16 protein-coding genes and 3 pseudogenes are annotated in these 17,867 nt (G+C 71.1%); 3 read left to right on the forward strand and 16 right to left on the reverse strand.

Features of this window, described 5'->3' with window-relative positions; genetic code table 11:
• Nucleotides 1–540 carry a GNAT family N-acetyltransferase gene (locus GPY60_RS13505; RefSeq protein ID WP_156688182.1) on the forward strand — a complete coding sequence of 180 codons (540 nt, stop codon included), beginning with the start codon at nt 1–3 and terminating at the stop codon, nt 538–540.
• Here the strand turns inward: GPY60_RS13505 and GPY60_RS27095 are convergent.
• The 14 genes and pseudogenes from GPY60_RS27095 to GPY60_RS13575 form a co-directional block, all read right to left on the reverse strand.
• Nucleotides 532–894 (reverse strand): annotated as a pseudogene (locus GPY60_RS27095) (HEAT repeat domain-containing protein); the annotation flags it as partial. The gene GPY60_RS13505 and the pseudogene GPY60_RS27095 sit on opposite strands and share 9 nt — an antisense overlap.
• Nucleotides 894–3,530: pseudogene (locus tag GPY60_RS13515) on the reverse strand (fumarate reductase/succinate dehydrogenase flavoprotein subunit); the annotation flags it as partial. The pseudogenes GPY60_RS27095 and GPY60_RS13515, both read right to left, overlap by 1 nt.
• Nucleotides 3,530–4,267: an ABC transporter ATP-binding protein gene (locus tag GPY60_RS13520; protein WP_156688184.1), complete on the reverse strand. Its 738-nt coding sequence runs from the start codon at nt 4,265–4,267 to the stop codon at nt 3,530–3,532. The pseudogene GPY60_RS13515 and the gene GPY60_RS13520, both read right to left, overlap by 1 nt.
• On the reverse strand, nt 4,264–5,121 hold the full coding sequence (locus tag GPY60_RS13525; RefSeq protein WP_156688185.1) for an ABC transporter permease: 858 nt from the start codon (nt 5,119–5,121) through the stop codon (nt 4,264–4,266). The genes GPY60_RS13520 and GPY60_RS13525 overlap by 4 nt, the downstream gene beginning before the upstream one ends.
• Complete coding sequence (locus tag GPY60_RS13530) at nt 5,118–6,506, reverse strand: ABC transporter substrate-binding protein (RefSeq protein ID WP_156688186.1); 1,389 nt, start codon at nt 6,504–6,506, stop codon at nt 5,118–5,120. The genes GPY60_RS13525 and GPY60_RS13530 overlap by 4 nt, the downstream gene beginning before the upstream one ends.
• Complete coding sequence (locus tag GPY60_RS13535; protein WP_156688187.1) at nt 6,506–6,733, reverse strand: 4Fe-4S dicluster domain-containing protein; 228 nt, start codon at nt 6,731–6,733, stop codon at nt 6,506–6,508. Before GPY60_RS13535 ends, GPY60_RS13530 begins: the two co-directional genes overlap by 1 nt.
• The gene (locus GPY60_RS13540; protein ID WP_156688188.1) at nt 6,730–7,482 is read right to left on the reverse strand and encodes a GntR family transcriptional regulator; all 753 of its coding nucleotides are present in this window, start codon (nt 7,480–7,482) and stop codon (nt 6,730–6,732) included. The genes GPY60_RS13535 and GPY60_RS13540 overlap by 4 nt, the downstream gene beginning before the upstream one ends.
• Nucleotides 7,483–7,605: 123 nt before the next feature.
• Entirely contained in the window at nt 7,606–8,850 is a 1,245-nt protein-coding gene (locus GPY60_RS13545; protein ID WP_156688189.1) for an MFS transporter, read from the reverse strand.
• 225 nt (nt 8,851–9,075) lie between these two features.
• Nucleotides 9,076–11,916, reverse strand: a complete 2,841-nt coding sequence (locus tag GPY60_RS13550; RefSeq protein WP_156688190.1) for an aminotransferase class I/II-fold pyridoxal phosphate-dependent enzyme — start codon at nt 11,914–11,916, stop codon at nt 9,076–9,078.
• Between the two features lie 61 nt (nt 11,917–11,977).
• Nucleotides 11,978–12,373: an antitermination protein NusB gene (locus GPY60_RS13555; RefSeq protein ID WP_156688191.1), complete on the reverse strand. Its 396-nt coding sequence runs from the start codon at nt 12,371–12,373 to the stop codon at nt 11,978–11,980.
• Nucleotides 12,370–12,834, reverse strand: coding sequence for a transcription antitermination factor NusB (gene nusB / locus GPY60_RS13560; protein ID WP_156688192.1), 465 nt, complete (start codon nt 12,832–12,834; stop codon nt 12,370–12,372). The genes GPY60_RS13555 and nusB overlap by 4 nt, the downstream gene beginning before the upstream one ends.
• 2 nt (nt 12,835–12,836) lie before the next feature.
• Complete coding sequence (efp, locus tag GPY60_RS13565) at nt 12,837–13,400, reverse strand: elongation factor P (RefSeq protein WP_156688193.1); 564 nt, start codon at nt 13,398–13,400, stop codon at nt 12,837–12,839.
• A gap of 80 nt (nt 13,401–13,480) precedes the next feature.
• Entirely contained in the window at nt 13,481–14,005 is a 525-nt protein-coding gene (locus GPY60_RS13570; RefSeq protein WP_156688194.1) for a PE family protein, read from the reverse strand.
• 75 nt (nt 14,006–14,080) lie between these two features.
• Entirely contained in the window at nt 14,081–14,323 is a 243-nt protein-coding gene (locus tag GPY60_RS13575) for a hypothetical protein (protein WP_156688195.1), read from the reverse strand.
• Nucleotides 14,324–14,549: 226 nt separating this feature from the next.
• Here GPY60_RS13575 and GPY60_RS13580 point away from each other — a divergent pair, with 226 nt between their 5' ends.
• The gene (locus tag GPY60_RS13580) at nt 14,550–15,776 is read left to right on the forward strand and encodes a PE family protein (protein WP_156688196.1); all 1,227 of its coding nucleotides are present in this window, start codon (nt 14,550–14,552) and stop codon (nt 15,774–15,776) included.
• On the opposite strand, the gene GPY60_RS13585 is transcribed toward GPY60_RS13580, so the two are convergent.
• On the reverse strand, nt 15,773–16,882 hold the full coding sequence (locus GPY60_RS13585) for a M24 family metallopeptidase (protein WP_156688197.1): 1,110 nt from the start codon (nt 16,880–16,882) through the stop codon (nt 15,773–15,775). The two genes, GPY60_RS13580 and GPY60_RS13585, sit on opposite strands and share 4 nt — an antisense overlap.
• A 33-nt stretch (nt 16,883–16,915) precedes the next feature.
• Here GPY60_RS13585 and GPY60_RS13590 point away from each other — a divergent pair, with 33 nt between their 5' ends.
• A complete protein-coding gene (locus GPY60_RS13590) occupies nt 16,916–17,644 on the forward strand; it encodes a B-4DMT family transporter (RefSeq protein ID WP_156688198.1) in 729 nt (242 codons plus the stop codon).
• Here GPY60_RS13590 and GPY60_RS26630 read toward each other — a convergent pair.
• Nucleotides 17,641–17,867: pseudogene (locus tag GPY60_RS26630) on the reverse strand (PE-PGRS family protein); the annotation flags it as partial. The gene GPY60_RS13590 and the pseudogene GPY60_RS26630 sit on opposite strands and share 4 nt — an antisense overlap.

Genomic DNA, 17,867 nt, shown 5'->3' on the forward strand with positions numbered 1-17,867 from the left:
ATGGTCGGCTACCCTCCCGACCGCATCACCGGTCAACGGCTGGTGCTGCGGCCGCCCACGCTCCACGACGCCGGGGCGCTCTTCCAGCGGGTCGCCCGCGACCCGGAGGTCACCAAGTACCTGCTGTGGGCGCCGCATCCCGACGTGGCGACCACGCGGCGGGTGATCACCGAAAAACTCAACGTGAGCGACGACGAGAAGACGTGGGTGATCGAGCTGCGGCACAGCGGAGACGTCGTGGGGCTGGCCAGTTGCCGCCGCCCGGTAGAGCATTCGGTCGAGATCGGCTACTGCCTGGGCCGGCGGTGGTGGGGCAAGGGCCTGATGTCCGAGGTGATCGACCTCCTGGTGGGCGAGCTCGAGTCCGACCCCGAGGTGTGCCGCGTGTGGGCGACGTGCAGCGTCGCCAACGAACGCTCGGCCCGGCTGCTGGAGCGGGCCGGCTTCGTCCAGGAGGACCGGCTGGCCCGGCACGCGGTGTACCCGACGCTCGGACCGGAACCGCAGGACAGCCTGCTGTACGCCAAGGCTTTACGCTGACCGGACCTCGTCCAGCGCCCGGCGCGCGTAGGCGCGCACATCGGCGTCGTTGTCCTTGCACGCCGTCCGCAGGGCGTCGCGGGGGGCGGGCTCGCCGGCCCACCGGGTCAGGCTGAGCACGGCCGCCTTGCGGACGTCCAGGTGCGCGTCGGCGAGCGCGTCGGCCAGCCGAGGCACGGCGACGTCGGCGGGCGCGCCGCCCCGGGCGCGCGCCGCGCCCCCGCGCACCCGCCAGGCCGGCGCGCGAAACGCCCTGTCGATGCCGTCCCGATCGCCTGCCCCGCCACCCCAATGACCCAGCGCCGCGAGCGCCGCGGCGCGCACCCGCGGGCCGGGGTCGGCCAACAACGCCCGGCGTCGCTGTCCTTGCACGCCGTCCGCAGGGCGTCGCGGGCGGCGGGCTCGCCGGCCCACCGGGTCAGGCTGAGCACGGCCGCCTTGCGGACGTCCAGGTGCGCGTCGGCGAGCGCGTCGGCCAGCCGAGGCACGGCGACGTCGGCGGGCGCGCCGCCCAGGGCGCGCGCCGCGCCCTCGCGCACCTGCCAGGCCGGCGCGCGAAGCGCCTTGTCGATGCCGTCCAGATCGCCTGCCTCGCAACCCAATTGACCCAGCGCCGCGAGCGCCGCGGCGCGCACCAGCGGATCGGGATCGGCAATCAGCGCCCGCACGGCCTCCCGGCCACCGCCCAGCGTCGCCAGGCCGGCGGCCGCGGCGATGCGGACCTCGCGGTTCTCGTCGGCCGCGGCGGCGACCACCCCATCTACGTCGTCGACCGACACCAGCGCCCGCACCGCCTCGATGCGCACGCGATGGTCGGGATCGTCGACCGCGCAACGGAAGTCGTCGACGGCGCCGGCGCGCCGCGCAGCCAGCAGGTAGACCGCCGCGGCGCGCACCACCGTATCGGCGGAGCGCAGGTGGGCCCGTGCGCCGGAAGGGTCGGGCAGCACTTCGACCAATTCCCGGATCCCGTCGGCGCCGGCGCGTCGCACCGCGGGGTCGGCGTCGTCCAGCGCGGCGAACAGGGCGGGGCCGTAACCGTCGGGAATGTGTTCGGTGAGCGTGGCCACGGCCGTCTTCCGCACCCCGGCGTCGGGGTCGGTCAGGTACGGGCGCAGCGCGTCGACCGTCGGCTCCTCGAGAGCGAGCACCTCGGCGATGCGCGGCGACGGAGCCTCGAAAGGCGCTGTCGTGGGGCGTAACCGGGGCGTCGCGCCGGCCGGCGCCTGCCCGCCGCTCAGCGGCGGCTGATCCACCGGCCGCACGGTCTGGTCCGCCGGGGGCAGGCCGTCGAGTTCGGGCACGGACACGAGATAAGGGGCGACCGGACGTTTGAGGAAGGCCATCGCCCCGTCCGGGCCCTTGCGCAGGTTGAGGTGATAGCCCCACTGGGCGTCGTCGCGGCCGGGCATGTCGGCGCGGTCGTGGTAGAGGCCCCAGCGCGACTCGGTGCGGGTGAGCGACGACCGGGCGGCCATCTCGGCGCAGTCGCGGATGAACGACACCTCCACCGCGCGCATCAGCTCGTGCGGGGTGCGGGCGCCCATCTCGCCGATCTCGTCGCGCATTCGGTCGAAGGTGCGCACCGCGATCGAGAGCTTGGCCGCCGTCTTGGGCGGCGCCACATAGTCGTTGACGAAGCGGCGCAGCTTGTATTCGACCTGCGGCTGCGGCGGGCCGTCGGCGTGCCGCAGCGGGCGGTAGATCAGCTCGTGCGCGGCGCGCAGCTGATCCTCCGGGAGCTCTTGTGGCGCAACGACGTCGGGCAGCGAGGCCGCGGCGTCGGTGCCGGCGAGGTCACCGAAGACGAACGCCCCGATCATGTAGTTGTGCGGCACGCAGGCCAAATCGCCCGCGGCGTAGAGGCCCGGGACCGTGGTGCGGGCGTGCTCGTCCACCCACACCCCCGATGCGGAATGGCCGCTGCACAGGCCGATCTCGGAGATGTGCATCTCGATGTCGTGGGTGCGGTAGTCGTGGCCGCGGCCCGCATGGAAGGTGCCCCGCGTGGGCCGTTCGGTGGTGTGCAGGATGTTCTCGAGCGCGGTCAGCGTCTCGTCGGGCAGGTGGGACACCTTGAGGTAGATCGGCCCGCGCGCGGAGTCGATCTCGTTCTTGACCTCCGACATCATCTGGCCCGACCAGTAGTCGGAGTCGACGAACCGCTCCCCCTGCGCGTTCACCTGGTAGCCGCCGAACGGGTTGGCCACGTACGCGCAGGCCGGCCCGTTGTAGTCCTTGATCAGGGGGTTGACCTGGAAACATTCGATGCCCGACAGTTCGGCGCCCGCGTGGTAGGCCATCGCGTACCCGTCGCCGGCGTTGGTGGGGTTCTCGTAGGTGCCGTACAGGTAGCCCGACGCGGGCAGCCCGAGCCGCCCGCACGCGCCGGTCGCCAGGATCACCGCCTTGGCGCCGACGGCGACGAATTCGCCGGTGCGCGTGTGCAACGCGGCGGCGCCCACGGCGCGGCCGCCGGCCACCAGCACCCGCACCGGCATCAGCCGGTTCTCGATCTGGATCCGCTCGCGCATCGAGCGCTGCCGCAGCACCCGATACAGTGCCTTCTTGACGTCCTTGCCCTCGGGCATGGGCAGCACGTAGGAGCCGGAGCGGTGTACGCGGCGCACCGCGTACTCCCCGTGTTCGTCCTTCTCGAACTTGACGCCGTAGCGCTCGAGGCGCTGCACCATCGCGAAGCCGCGGGTGGCGGTCTGATAGACGGTGCGCTGGTTGACGATTCCGTCGTTGGCGCGGGTGATCTCGGCGACGTAGTCCTCGGGCTCGGCCTTGCCGGGGATGACGGCGTTGTTGACGCCGTCCATGCCCATCGCCAGCGCGCCGGAGTGACGGACGTGGGCCTTCTCGAGCAGCAGCACCCGGGCGCCGTGGTCGTCGGCCGACAGCGCCGCCATGGTGCCCGCGGTTCCACCGCCGATCACCAGCACGTCACAGTCGAGGCGGGTCGGCGTCGTCGACGGGATCTCCATCACGCCGCCACCGAATGATCGAGCGCCGCAATGACTTCGGCGCGCAGCTCGGGTCTGGGCCGGTCGACGCGCGGCTCGGGCACGTCGACGACGGCGCGCACCGGCTGGCCGGTCCGGCCGAGCACGACGATCCGGTCGGCCAGCGCCAGCGCCTCGTCGACGTCGTGGGTGACGAAGACGATGGTGGTGGGGTGGGCCCGCCAGGTGTCGATCAGCAGGCGCTGCATGGCGGCGCGGGTCTGGGTGTCCAGCGCCCCGAACGGCTCGTCCATCATCACCGCCCGCGGCGCCCCGGCCAGGCCGCGGGCCAGTTGGACGCGCTGGCGCATGCCGCCCGACAGGCTCTTGGGCAGGTAGTGGCCGAACCCGGTCAGGCCCAGCTCGTCGATCCAGCGCTCGGCCTTGGCGCGCCGGCCGGCGCGCGGTTCGCCGCGCAGCCGCAGCGCCAGCTCGATGTTGGACCGCACGGTCCGCCAGGGCAGCAGCGCGCTGTCCTGGAACACCATGCCGCGCTCCCCTGAGGTGGTGGTGACGTCGGCGCCGTCGGCGACCACGCGGCCGCCGTCGGGGGGCAACAGGCCCGCCAGGGCGCGCAGCACCGTCGACTTGCCGCAGCCCGAGGGCCCGGTGAGCACCAGGATCTCGCCCGGGCGCACCGTCAGGCTCAGCCCGTCGATGACGCGAGTTCCCGTGTAGGACAACGAGACCCGATCCAGTTCGAGCCGCATGGCCGTCATCGCTGTCCCTCCTGCGCGCGGGGCAGCCAGCGGGTCACGCGGCGGCCCACCAGTTCGACGGCGGCCGACGTCGCGAACCCGAGCACGCCGATGGTGATGATGCCGACGAACACCCGGGGATAGGCCAGCACGGTGTAGTCCTGCCAGGTGCGGTAACCGATTCCGAGCCGGCCCGAGATCATCTCCGCCGAGATCACGCAGATCCACGCAACGCCCATGCCGACCGACAGGCCGCCGAACACCCCGGGCAGGATGCCGGGGAGCACCACCTGGCTCAGCACGTCCCACCGCCCGCCGCCCAGGGTGCGCACGGAGTCCTCCCACAGCGTGGGCAGCGCGCGCACCGCGTGCCGGGTGCTGACCATGATCGGGAAGTAGGCCGCCAGGAAGGTGATGAAGACGATGCCGGCCTCGTCGGTGGGGAACAGCAGGATCGCCACGGGAACGATCGCGATCGCCGGGACGGGACGGGCCAACTCGGCCAGCGGCCCGAAGAGGTCGGCGAACAGTCGCGAGCGGCCCAGCAGCACGCCGGTGGCGACGCCGACGACCGCGGCCAGGCCGAAGCCGGTGAGAATCCGCAGCAGCGATTGCGCCACGTCCAGCCAGAACTCGTAGGCACCCGCCCGGCGCTGCAGCGCGGTGAGGATATCGGTGACGGTGGGCAACGTGTCGAAGCGCAGGCCGAAGCGGACCCGGCCGGCGGTCAGCAGCTGCCACAGCCCGATCGCCGCCGCCACCGATGCGAGCCGCAGCAGGCGCGAGCGCCACGGCGCGGGGAGCCGTCTGGGCGTGGCGACCGCCGGCGCCGGGACGGCGTCGACCAGATCGTCGGACACCACGTGGGCTGTCATACCGAACCTCCCAGTGCTTGTTGGTAATTCATGGCGACGCTGCCCGGGTGCGCGGACGTGTACCGGCCGGCGCCGGCCGGGGTGCCGAAGGGCAGGTAATTCGGCCCGTCCTTGACCCAGACCGCCTTGTCGGCGAACCACCGGGTGCCCAGCACGGCGTCGGGAACGTAGGCCGCGCGCACCTTGGCGCCGCGCCCGGTCGCGTCCCGCACGGCCTGCAGCAGGGCGGTGGGACTGGGGACGGTCTGCGTCGTGTCGGACCCGTCCAACCACAACTCGCCGGCCCGGGCGGGGTCACCGCTCAGCAGGGACGGGTTGGCCGCGCGCGCCCGGGCGGCGTCGTAGCCGAGCCCGCGGGCCGCGAAGACCGCGCGCAGCGGCTCGTCGACGACGAAGGCGCCGACGTCGAGGTCGGCGAAGTCGCCGATCGACTTCAGGTAGGGCACATCGCTTTTCAGCGCGTCGACGAGCGACGGCTTGAGCGTGGGATCGAAGGAGGTGCCGCCGGGGCCGTTGTAGAGGTACACGACCTCCTGCGGCAGGCCGCTGGCCTGCGCGACGACGCGCGCGGCCTCCAGCGGCTTCGAGTTGAGGAAGTCGGTCGCGTCCAGCTGCGCCTGCAGGAACGCGGCGAGTACCTCGGGGTGGCTCTTGGCGTAGGCACGGCGGACCACCACGCCGTGCAGCGTGGGGATGTTGAGCTCGGCGCCGTCGTAGAGCAGCTTGGCCTTGCCCTGGTAGACCAGCAAGCCCGGCCACGCGACGAACTGCGAAAGCCCCTGCACCTGGCCGGATTCCAGGGCCGAGGCGCCCACCTGCGGTTGCTGGTTGAGCACCTCGACGCCGGTGATGCCCGCCTTGGCGAGGGCACGCACGAGGGTGCCGTGGCCGGCGGAGCCCACGCTCGCCGACACCTTGCTGCCCGCCAGGTCGGCCAGCCCGCTGGCCGGCGAATCGGGCTTCACCACAACCATGTTGAGCGCGCCCCTGGGGTTGTACCCGGTGACCGACACCATCTCGGTGCGCGCCAGCGGGTTGGCCTGCGTCTTGGAGCCGTTGATCAGCATGGGGTAGTCGCCCATCGAGCCGATGTCGATCTTCTCGGCAAGCATCTGCGCGGTGATCGGCGCGCCGGTGTCGTAGTCCTGCCAGCGCACCGCGTATCGGGTCCCGGTGCGGGTGGTGATGTCGGCGAGGCGGCGCTCGAGGTAGCCCTGCGCGCGCAGTAGCGTGCCCGCGGTGACCGTGTTGATCGTCTTCGATTGGTAGCCGATGACGACGTTGACCACGCCGTCGGATTGCGAGAGCGATTCCAGCGAGCAGCCGGACAGGACGGCGACGACGACGGCCGCGATCGAGATCAGCCGTGCGCCAAACCCTCTCATCACCGTAGGAGGTAGGGCATGTTGACGGTCACCGCACCCGTCGGGCAGCGCGCCGCGCACGGGCCGCAGTACCAGCACTCGTCGACGTGCATGAACGCCTTGCCGGTGTCCGGGTCGATCGCCAGGGCGTCCAGCGGGCACACCTCGACGCACAGGGTGCACCCCTCGATGCACAGCGATTCGTCGATCGTCACCGGCACGTCGGCGCGGTGGGAGATCAGCGTCATGGCTCGCTCCTCGTCGGCTCGGATCTGATGAGATTGCCGCGCATCGTGATTCGGTCCCCGCGCATGCGGATGTACTCCAGGTCGACGGGCCGGCCGTCGTCGAGGCTGGTGAGCCGCTCGAGCATCAGCAGCGCGGCCCCGTCGGGCACCTGCAGCGTGGCCGCCGAGTGCCCGTCGGCAGGAATCGCCTCGAGCGCCAGCGCGGCCGACCCGAGCCGCTGCCCGCTGACCCGCTCGATCAGCGCGAAAATGTCGTTGGTCTCGAGCGGGAATTCCAGGACCGCGCGCCCGATGTCCGGGGCGAGGTAGGTGAGGTCGAGGCTGAGCGGCAGGTCGCCGAGAAACCGCAACCGCTCGACGAACACGGCCTGCTCGCCCTCTTCCAGCCGCAGCCGCCGCGCCACCGACGGCGGCGGCGTGACCGGCATGGCGGCGCGCACCTCGTTGCGGACCTCGCCGAGGCCCTTGAACGTCTCCTTCAGCCCCAGCAGCGCGTCGAGCGCATGGTCGTACTTGCGTTGCGCCACATGGGTTCCGACCTTGGGTCCGCGATCGATCAGGCCCTCGTGCTTGAGGACGCCGAGCGCCTCGCGAATCGTGTTGCGCGACACGGCGAATTCGGCCGCCAGTCGCGCTTCGGCCGGCAGCCCGTCGGGGTAGGCGTCGGCGTGGATCTGCTGGCGCAGCACGTCGGCGACGAGGCGGGCCCGGTCGGCCCTGGTCCCGCGGATCGGTACTGGTTGCGCCACGCCGCCACGCTAACGCAGGTCAGAGGGGGTGCCGGGGGCGTCGAAGCCGGGCGGTGACGGCCGGTGAACCCATTGCGCCGGGTGCCGAAGCGAAGCGACCAGCCGAAATCGCCGCCCGTCGGGCTATTGCGCCACCCCGGCCCCGACGGGCTCCTTTCGATCCCGGTGAGGCGAATCCGCGCCGGGTGTCAGGCCCACGGGGACCAGCCGCACCGCCGCCAGCGGGAACAGCCCGCACAGGGCCCAGGCCACCGGATAGTGGGCCGCCATGATCAGCGTTCCGAACACCGGCGGTCCGGCCGCGGCCATGAGCCGCTGCCCGGTGTTCTGCAGGCCGAGCGCCCGCCCACTCCAATACGGCCCGGCGAACTCGGTGATCGCCGTGGCCTCCAACCCGTTGTCGAGCATGGCGAGCACCGAGATCGCGACCATCAGCCACACGTCGTAGCCCGAACCGGTGCCGTCGGTGAAGGCGAGCAGGAACAGCGCCAGCGCCGCGGCGATCGCGATCGCGCGGACGGGACGCATGCGCGAGCCGGCGCGGTCGGACCAGCGACCGACCGCTACCCGGCCCAGCGCGCCCAACACCTGCGTGACGGTGATCAGGCCGCCCGCCGCCGCCACCGACCAGCCATGGCGGTGCATCAGCCACACCAGCATGAAGGTCACAGTCACCGCCTGCGGCACCATGAGCAGGCCGGCCACCGCGTGAATCCGCCACAGCACGGACGACCCGCGGTACGGGCTTGCCAGTTCCGCCCGGCTCGCGACCTTGCGCGACTTTCGCGGCGGATCGACGATCCCGATCGCGCTCGCCACCGCCGCCACGGCGGAGATGACGGCGAGGAACATCAGCCCCTTGCGCGGGCCGGTCTCCGCGAGTTCGGGAATTATCAGCGCGCCCAACGCTATTGCCAGCGGTTGCGCGGTCTGGCGAATGCCCATCGCCAGACCGCGCTGCCGCGGCGGGAACCAGGCGGACACCAGCCTGCCCCCCGCGGTGTTGCAGCTGGCCGCGGCCATGCCCCCGAGGAACAGAAACATGCGGACCATCAGCAGGGAATGGGCCGTCGCCGCGGCGCAGGCCGCCGCCGAGGTGAGCGCGGAGCCCGCCGTGAGCACGGCCCGCTCCCCGACGCGGTCCAGGACGTAGCCCCAGCAGACGAGCGTGAGCACCATGCCCCAGCTGGGCATCGACGCCAGCAGGCCGGCCTCGGCGAGGGGGATGCCACGGTGCGCCTGGAGTGACGGGATGAGGAAGGCCACGCCGTTGATGAAGAGGAACGAACTGGCCGTGACGCCAAGGGATACGGTCATGATCGTCCACCGCGCGTTCGTGCCCGCGTCGAACGCCGGTCCCCTGAGCATGCAACCATGTTGGCACGGCCCGGCCTACCGATTCCGAATCGTGATCCCGCGGCAACCCTCAAACTTATTGAAATCTAAGCGATTTCCCAGGCTTTCCATGGCTCGATGGTGCAAGGGACATGCCGACGTGCCCGGAACGCCCTGCTTGGCGGGATGTTTGGGCGGCCCGCGACCATTCTCGGTCGCGGGTGTGGCCCCGATGATTCATAGCGAAGACATAGCGGCTCAGCTCCGCGCCGACTCGCCGACCGCCTCGACAGCGCCGTTACCGTTGAGTCCCGTCGCATCCGCGGGCAGCTCGAACGGAGGGTACGCCGAACCCACGGCCGCGGTCGCGGCGTTGCGCTGAGCCTCCATCCGCGCCAGCGCCTCCTCGGTGAACACCGACAGGCCGAGGTCGGGGTTGTAGCCGTGGATCTCCTTGACGTCGAGCTGGGCCAGGAAATAGACGATCTCCTTGGACACCACCTGACCGGGGACCAGCACCGGGAAGCCCGGCGGGTAGGGCACCACGAACGTCGTGGACACCAGCGTCTTGCCCTCGGCCAGCCGGCGCCCGGCCATGCCGATCAGCACGTGCTCCCGGTCGGATTCCTCGTATCCGGCGTAGAACGCAGACCGCATGTCGCCGAACATGCAGCCGTCGACGGGCTGGAATGCGACGTCGAACTCGCTGAAGTCCGGGAGGTGCGGCAGGTCCTCCGTGATCTCCTCCACGTGGCGCCGCTGCAGCGCCCGGTCGGCGACGCTCGCCGCCCCCTCGCTGCGATCCAGATCGGTTGCGATGCGGCGCAATACGTCAAGCAGGTAGTGCACGCTGGACCACGTGACGCCGATCGTGAAGATCAGCAGCACGCTGTTGATCGAGGTCTTGTTGATCTGGATGCCGAACCGGTCCATCAGGACCTTCTCGCGGAAGTCGTACCCGTTCATGCCGGTCTTACCGACGAACAGGGTGACCCGCGTCGCGTCGAGCACGAACTGGTCGGACCGCCACGCCTCGTTCCACTCGGCCAGCGCGCCCTGCCGGACCTCGCGGTACGAGCTCACCGACGACGCCCGGAACTCCTCGGGCACCAGGTCGGACTCGTCCAGGATGCGGAACCACTTGCTGATCAGCCGGTCCCTGCGCACCCGATGCCGGAACACCAGCGCCATGTCGTAGGTCTGCCGCACCAGCTGGAAGCCCTCGATGTCGACCTGCCTGCGCGCCAGGTCCAGGGAGGCCAGCAGCTGCTGGTTCGGCGAGGTGGACGTGTGGGTCAAAAACGCCTCGCCGAACGCGTCGCGGGCGAGCGCGTTGAAGTCCTGGTCGCGCACGTGGATCATCGACGCCTGCCGCAGCGCCGACAGCGACTTGTGGGTGGAGTGCGTCGCGTACACGCGGACACGCGCCAGGGTGGGGTCGGGCATCAGCCGGCGGTCGACCCATTCCGACCGCGGCACCCCCTCCATGGACGCCGCCCAATCCCGGTATTCCGCCGCGTATTCCGGCGACGCCAGCATCTGCTCGAGGCGTTCGGCGGAGACCATCGCGGTGCGCTGCCGCGCCCACGGCACGGCGGTGGCGAACGCGTACCAGGCCTCGTCCCACAAGAAGCAGATGTCGGGCTTGATCGCCAGGACCTCCTGCATCACCCGCAGCGGGTTGTAGACCACGCCGTCGAAGGTGCAGTTGGTCAGCAGCAGCATGCGCACCCGGTTCAGCTGACCGGCCGCCTCGAGGTCCAGCAGCGTCTTCTTGATCGTCTGCAGCGACACCGCGCCGTAGATGGCGAACTGCGGCAAGGGATACGCGTCCAGGTACAGCGGATACGCGCCCGCCAGCACCAGCCCGTAGTGGTGCGACTTGTGGCAGTTGCGGTCGATGAGCACGATGTCGCCCGGGCGGGTCAGCGACTGGACGACGATCTTGTTCGCGGTGGACGTCCCGTTGGTGACGAAGTAGGTGTGGTCGGAATTCCAGGTGCGGGCGGCCTTGTCCATCGCCTTCTTGATGTTGCCGTGCGGGTCCAGCAGCGAGTCGAGGCCACCGGACGTGGTCGACGTTTCGGCCATGAAGATGTTGCGGCCGTAGAACTCCCCCATGTCCTGCAGCGACTTGGAGTTGAAGATGCTGGCCCCGCGCGCGACGGGCAGCGCGTGAAACTGGCCCACGGGCGCGGCCGCGTAGGCGCGCAGGGCGTCGAAAAACGGTGTGGCGAAACGGTTCCGCAGCCCCGCGAGGACCGTGCTGTGCAGGTCGGTCACGTCGTTGAGCCGGTAGAACGTGCGGTCGTAGACATCGGGCTCGGTGTCGTCGCCCGCGGCGATCGACTCGTCGGTGAGCAGGTACAGGTCGATGTGGGGCCGCAACTCGCGGATCCACTCGCCGCACTCGACGGAATCGTTGGCGCGGTGCGGGATGTCGACGTCTTCATTGGGGCCAAGCAACCTGCTCATCAGCGGCAGCCGGTCCTTGGATCGCAGCGGCAGGTCGTCGCGGATGATCGCGGCCTGGATCTCGCCGTTGAGGGCGACCGCGGTGATCGCGTCCTCCACGCTGGACACCACGAGGATCTCGAACTGCACGTCGTCGGAGGGGTCGCGCAACGTCCGCAGGCACTCGGCCAGGCAGTCGGGGGCCGTCGCGGGGGCGTCGTCGGCCAGCAGCACCGTGTAGAACTGCTGCTGGCGGGCCCGGGCCACCAGCTCCTGGTCCGCCAGCGGCGCCGACGTGTCGAAAAGCCCTGCGCGGTCGCCGTATTCGGAGAGCAGGCGGACGGCCAGGGAAACCTCCTCGGCGAGCCGCACGGTGGACAGCGCCTCCAGGTGCGCGCGGAAGGTCGCCAGGTTGTCCGCACCGGGATACAGCCAGTAACGCTCGTAGGCGCCGATGCGGTCCATCAGGCGCTTCACCCGCGCCACCTCGTGGGTCTTGTCCATCCCGGCGAGGTCGACCTCGGCCAGGCGGCGGCACGCGTCGTCGAGCATGTTCCACGTGTCGATGCGCGCGTACGACGGGTTGGCCACCGCGGCCAGGGCGGAGACCCGCAGTCGTCGCGGCTGGGCGCTGTAGGGATTCATGACCTCACCTGTCTCTCGGCTCACTGAATTGTTACGCCAGCGGGGCCGCGCGGGTGAACGTTTAGCGATCCGGCTCCTCGTTCACGCCCTCCGCGTCGACGACCCGCCGGTTGGCGCGGACGTCCATCCAGCGCAGGCCGGGGAGTTCGCGACTGCGCGCCGGCAGCTCGGTAACGTCGGTCAGCGACCGCACCACGGCCTGCGTCAGGCCCATGATGGCGGCCATCACCGGCAGCAGCGGCTGCAGCGGCTTGGCCGCCTGCCGCACGGTGCTGATGCGGTTGGCCACGATCAGGCGCTCCACGCAGTGGTACAGCCAGGCGCCGACGCCCAGCGCGAAGATCGCGAGCACCGACGCGCCGATGGCCCACCCGTAGCCGGCGCAGACCACGGCGCCGATCACGACGGTCGCGGCCAGGAAGGCCGCGAGCGCGACGTGCGCCTCCAGCCTGCTCACTGCTCCGTACCTTTCACCGCCCGCGCGGCCGCCCGGATCTGCGGCGTCACCAGCATGACCTGCCCCAGCACCCCGTTGATGAAGGCCGGCGACTCGTCGGTCGACAGCTCCTTGGCCAGCTGAACTGCCTCGTCGACCGCGACCGGCTCGGGCACGTCGTCGGCGTACAGCAGCTCCCACACCGCGACCCGCAGGATGGCGCGGTCGACGGCGGGCAGCCGGTCGAGCGTCCAGCCCTGCAGGTGCGAGCTGATCAGGTCGTCGATGTGGTCCGCCTGCTCGCCGACCCCGCGCGCCGCCGCGGCGGTGTACGGGTGCAGCGCCGCCACGTCCGGGTTCGTCCCGGCCAGCTCGGTGCGGACCTCGACGATCTCCTCCGGGCTGAGCCTCCGCGCCTCGGCCTCGAACAGCAGGTCGACGGCCCGTTTGCGGGCCTGGTGACGCCCCTTGACCGGACGCATGGTCAGGCGTTGACCCGCCCGAGATAGCTGCCGTCGCGCGTATCCACCTTCAGCTTGTCGCCGGTGTTGATGAACAGCGGCACCTGGATCTCCGCCCCGGTTTCCACCGTGGCGGGCTTGGTGCCGGCGCTGGACCGGTCGCCCTGCAGCCCGGGCTCGGTGTGGGTGACCTCCATTTCGACCGACACCGGCAGTTCGAGGTACAGCGGTGCCCCGTTGTGGAACGCCACCTGCACCGGCAGGCCCTCCAACAGGAAGCGGGCGGCCTCGCCGACGAGGGACTCGGGCAGCGGATGCTGCTCGTAGTCTTCGCTGTCCATGAAGACGAAATCCGAGCCGTCGCGGTACAGGTAGGTGGCGTCGCGGCGGTCGACCGTGGCGGTCTCCACCTTGACCCCGGCGTTGTACGTCTTGTCGACCACCTTGCCGGACAGCACGTTCTTCAGCTTGGTGCGCACGAACGCCGGGCCCTTGCCGGGCTTGACGTGCTGGAAGTCGGTGATCTGCCACAGCTGGCCGTCGATCACCAGAACAAGCCCGTTCTTGAAGTCGGCAGTGGTTGCCACGGTCGGTGTATCTCCTCGGGGCGGGTCGTTCGGGGAATGCGCTTCTCGCGCGACCCCTGCAGATTACCCGCGCCCGTGCCCTACAGGACCACCAGGATGTTCAGCGCGATCTCGACCGCCGGCAGCACGAACCCGAAGAAAAATGCCACCGAGAAGGCGATGGCGTTCTGGATGAGCGGAATCAGAAACCCCGCGTACTGATTGAGGATCTGCTCGAACGTCGTGAGCGCGCTGTTCAGGAAGTTCTGGATATCGCCCCACACGGCCGTGATGGCGTTGGTGATCGGGCCTGCGGCCGCGGCCGCCGGCGCCAGCACCGCGGCATTGGCAGCCTCGGCGCCCGCGTACGCGCCCGCCCCCGCACTCAAGTGCTGGACGAACTGCTCACCGAACGCGGCCGCCTGCCCGGCGCGCGCCTGATAGTCCCGGGCATGCCGTGAGAAGAAGTCCGCGACACTCACCGACACCTCGTCGGCGGCGGCGGGCGGCACCGCGAGGGTCGAGCTTGCCGCCGCCGCGTGCGCCTCGTCGACATTGGCGCCGATTGCGGCCAAATCTTCTGCCGCGCTTGCGATTAGCTCGGGCGACGCGGTCAGATTCGACATGTCGGCCGTCCCATCCGGTGAGCATAACGCGCGTGCGCGCGCCTCTATCTGAACGCGGAACCAACTTTGGGCGTCTCAGTCCTCAGCATGCGGCCGTGCGCCGTTGAAGTAGCGATGCCTGAGGCGGTCGATGAGGAACTGCCCCTCCTTGATGTCCCGACGCAGGGCGACCGCCTCCGCGCGCAGGCTGCAGGCCCGGCTATTGCGGCCGGTGAGGTCGTGGCGTTCGACCCGGGCCAACTGGGCCGCCATCTCCCGCAGTTGATTGCGCAGCGCGCGGATCAACTCGGCGGCCTGGGCGGTGTCGCAGTCACCCATCATCCGATGGTCGCACCTCGGGGTCCGCCACGCAGGGCGATTGTTCAACACAAGTCAAAGAGCGGCGCCCTTTGGGAGCATCGGCGGGCACGAGCTCACGCCCGCCGAAATTGTAGGGAAATCGCTGATTGAAACGTGTTACCGGCCGTCAATAGCGTCTCCGCCATCGGGTCCGCGTCGCCGACGCGTGACGTGTCTGGCGTATCAGTGAGTTAGGGGCGGTTGCATGTCTTTTGTCGTCACAATGCCCGAGTTCGTCTCGTCTGCCGCGTCCGATGTGGTGAGCATCGGTTCGGCACTCGACGACGCCCACGCCGCGGCGTCGGTACCGACGTCGACCGTGCTGGCCGCGGCCTCAGACGAGGTGTCGACGGCCATCGCCGCGGTGTTCGGGGCGCACGGCCAGGCGTACCAGGCCCTCAGCGCCGAGGCGTCGGCGTTTCACCAGCAGTTCGTCCAGTTGCTTAACGCCGGGGCCGCCCAATACGCGCTGACCGAGGCCGCCAGCGCCAACCCGCTGCAGACTTTCGAAGACGACGTGCTCGGGGTGATCAACACGCCCACCAATCTGCTGCTGGGGCGTCCGCTGATCGGCGACGGCGCCAACGGGACCACCGTCGGAGGCGTCGGGACGCCCGGCCAGGCGGGCGGCATCCTGTGGGGCAACGGCGGCAACGGCGGCACCAGCGGCAACCCCGACACGCCGGGCGGGGCCGGTGGACCGGCCGGGCTGTTCGGCAACGGCGGGATGGGTGGCCGGGGCGGCACGGGTGCCGCCGGCGGCGCCGGTGGGGCCGGCGGTCTCATCTTCGGCAACGGCGGCAACGGTGGCCCGGGCGGGAGCTCCATCCTCGGTGGCGGCGTCGGCGGAGCCGGCGGGTCGGCCGGACTGTTCGGCAGCGGCGGATTCGGGGGCACCGGCGGCGGAGGCACTTTCGCCGACGGCGGCACGGGCGGCGCCGGCGGCAATGGCGGCCTCTTCTACGGCAGCGGCGGCGGCGGCGGGCTCGGCGGCGACAGCGCCAACGCCAACGGCGGGGCCGGCGGCGCCGGCGGGCACGGCGGCTCTTTCTCCGGCGACGGTGGCGCGGGCGGCGGAGGCGGGCAGGGTGTCGCCAACAACGGCGGACCCCACGGCGGCAGGGGCGGCGACGGCGGCGCCGCGGGCGCGGTGGTCGGCAACGGCGGAGTCGGCGGTCCCGGCGGGCATGCCAGCGGCGGCGGCGCCGGCGGCAACGGCGGGGGGGCCGCCCTCTTCGGCAATGGCGGCGGCGGCGGCAACGGCGGCGGCGGTTTAGGTGGCGGCGCCGGCGGCAATGGCGGCAACGCGGTCCTCGTCGGCAACGGCGGCAATGGGGGCGACGGCGCCAGCGGCCTCAGCCACGGTCCGGGCGGGGCCGGCGGGACCGGCGGCGCGCTGTTCGGCGCGCACGGGACCAACGGCACGAGTTAGGTCAGGACGGCCAGTTCCTTCGGGAAGCGGGTCAGCAGTTCCGGAGCGTGCCCGTCGGCGCCGTCCGGCACGACGAGGGTGTCCTCGATGCGCACACCCCCGCGGCCGGGCAGGTAGACGCCGGGCTCCACGGTGACCACGGAGCCCGCCAGCAGGGTGCCGGTGGACGTGGCGCCGATCCCCGGCGCCTCGTGGATCTGCAGGCCCACGCCATGGCCGAGCCCGTGGCCGAAGTTCTCGGCGTAGCCGGCGTCGACGATGAGCTGCCGCGCCGCGCCGTCCACCTCCCGCAGGTCCGCGCCGGCCCGCAGGGCCTCCCGCCCGGCCCGCTGGGCGTCGGCAACCAGCTGGTAGATCTCCAGCTGCCAGTCCGCCGCGCTCCCCAAGACGAACGTGCGCGTCATGTCGGAGTGGTAGCCGGCGACCAGCGCGCCGAAGTCGATCTTGACGAAGTCGCCCGCGGCCAGCGCCGCGTCGGTCGGGCGGTGATGCGGGATCGCCGAATTCGGCCCGGCGGCCACGATGGTCTCGAACGAGATCGCGTCCGCGCCGTGGTCCAACATCAAACTTTCCAGGTCGCGCGCAACCTCCCGCTCGGTGCGCCCGGGACGCAGGCCGCCCCGCTCGACCAGGTCGGACAGCGCCGCGTCGGCCGCCTCGCACGCCAGGCGCAGCAACGCGACCTCGCCGGCGTCCTTGACCTCGCGCAACGCCTCCACCGTTCCGGCGGCCCGCACCAGCTCGGTGCTCGCGGTGTGCTGCTCGAGCTCGCCGGTGAGCGCGTCGAAGCCGTCGACGGTGACCACGTTGCTCTCGAAGCCGAGCTTGCCGACGCCGGCCTCCGCCGCCCGGCCGACCAGGTGCCGCCCGACCGCCCGCTCGATGGCGATCTCCAGATCCGGCGCCTGCTTGGCCGCCTGGGTGCGGTATCGCCCGTCGGTGGCCAGCACGTCCTGCCGGTCGTCGGCGAAAACGAGCAACGCGCCGTTGGAGCCGCTGAATCCCGAGAGGTAACGAACGTTGTTTAAGTCCGTGACCAGCATCGCGTCGAGTCCGTTGGTGCCCATCCGGGCTCGCAGGGCGTGTCGGCGCTGGGAATGTGTCACAGCTCTTGACGGTACTCGCTACGCTTCTTCCTCATGAACAAGTGGTTGCTGCGCGGATTGGTGTATGCCGCGGCGATGGTCGTGGTGCGGTTGATCCAGGGAGCACTGATCAACGCCTGGCAGACGCAGGCCGGACTGATCAGCGTGGTACTCCTCGTGTTGTTCGTCATCGGGGTGGTGATCTGGGGCGTGATCGACGGCCGCGCCGACGCCCGCGCCCAACCCGACCCCGACCGCCGCCAGGACCTGGCGATGATATGGCTGCTGGCCGGCCTGGTGGCCGGCGTCCTGTCCGGCCTGATCTGCTGGCTCATCAGGCTCTTCTACCAGGCCCTCTACACCGGCGGGCTGCTCAACGAGGTGACGACGTTCGCCGCCTTCACCGCGCTGCTCGTCTTCCTGCCCGCCATCATCGGCGTGACCGTCGGCCGGTGGCGGGTGGACCGTAAGCCCGACTCGGGCCGCTCGAAGCGCGAGGCCGGAGAAGAGCGCGCCGACACCGACGTCTTCTCCGCCGTCCGCGGCGACGACGCCCCGACCGGCGAGATCCCCACCCAGGGCGGCGCGGCCCAGCACGAGCAGCAGACCTCGTCGGTGGCGACGGCCGAGCGCCCCACGGAGCACGAGCACGAGCGTGAGGCCCGCACCGAGACGATCCCGACCACCGAGGCGCACACCGAGACGATCCCGACGTCGGAGGACGCCAAGACCGAGGTGATCCGCACCGACCGGCACCCGCGGCCCGAGGGCGAGACCAACTAGGAGTTCTGGCCGGCGCTGCCGGCACTGAACACCGAATACCCCAGACCGGCGCCACCCCCGGTCTGGGTAGTGCCGCCGTTGCCGCCTTGGTTCCCGTAGACGTTGTTGTGGGCGCCTTGACCGCCGGCCCCGCCGGAAGCCCCGTTCGAACCGTTGGAGCCGGGCCCGTCGAGACTCGGGGTGCCGTTGATCGCCCCGCCGCCGCCGCCGCCGCCGGTGACGC

It is taken from the genome of Mycobacterium sp. Marseille-P9652, from assembly GCF_902652685.1.
In the GTDB taxonomy this organism is placed as follows: domain Bacteria; phylum Actinomycetota; class Actinomycetes; order Mycobacteriales; family Mycobacteriaceae; genus Mycobacterium.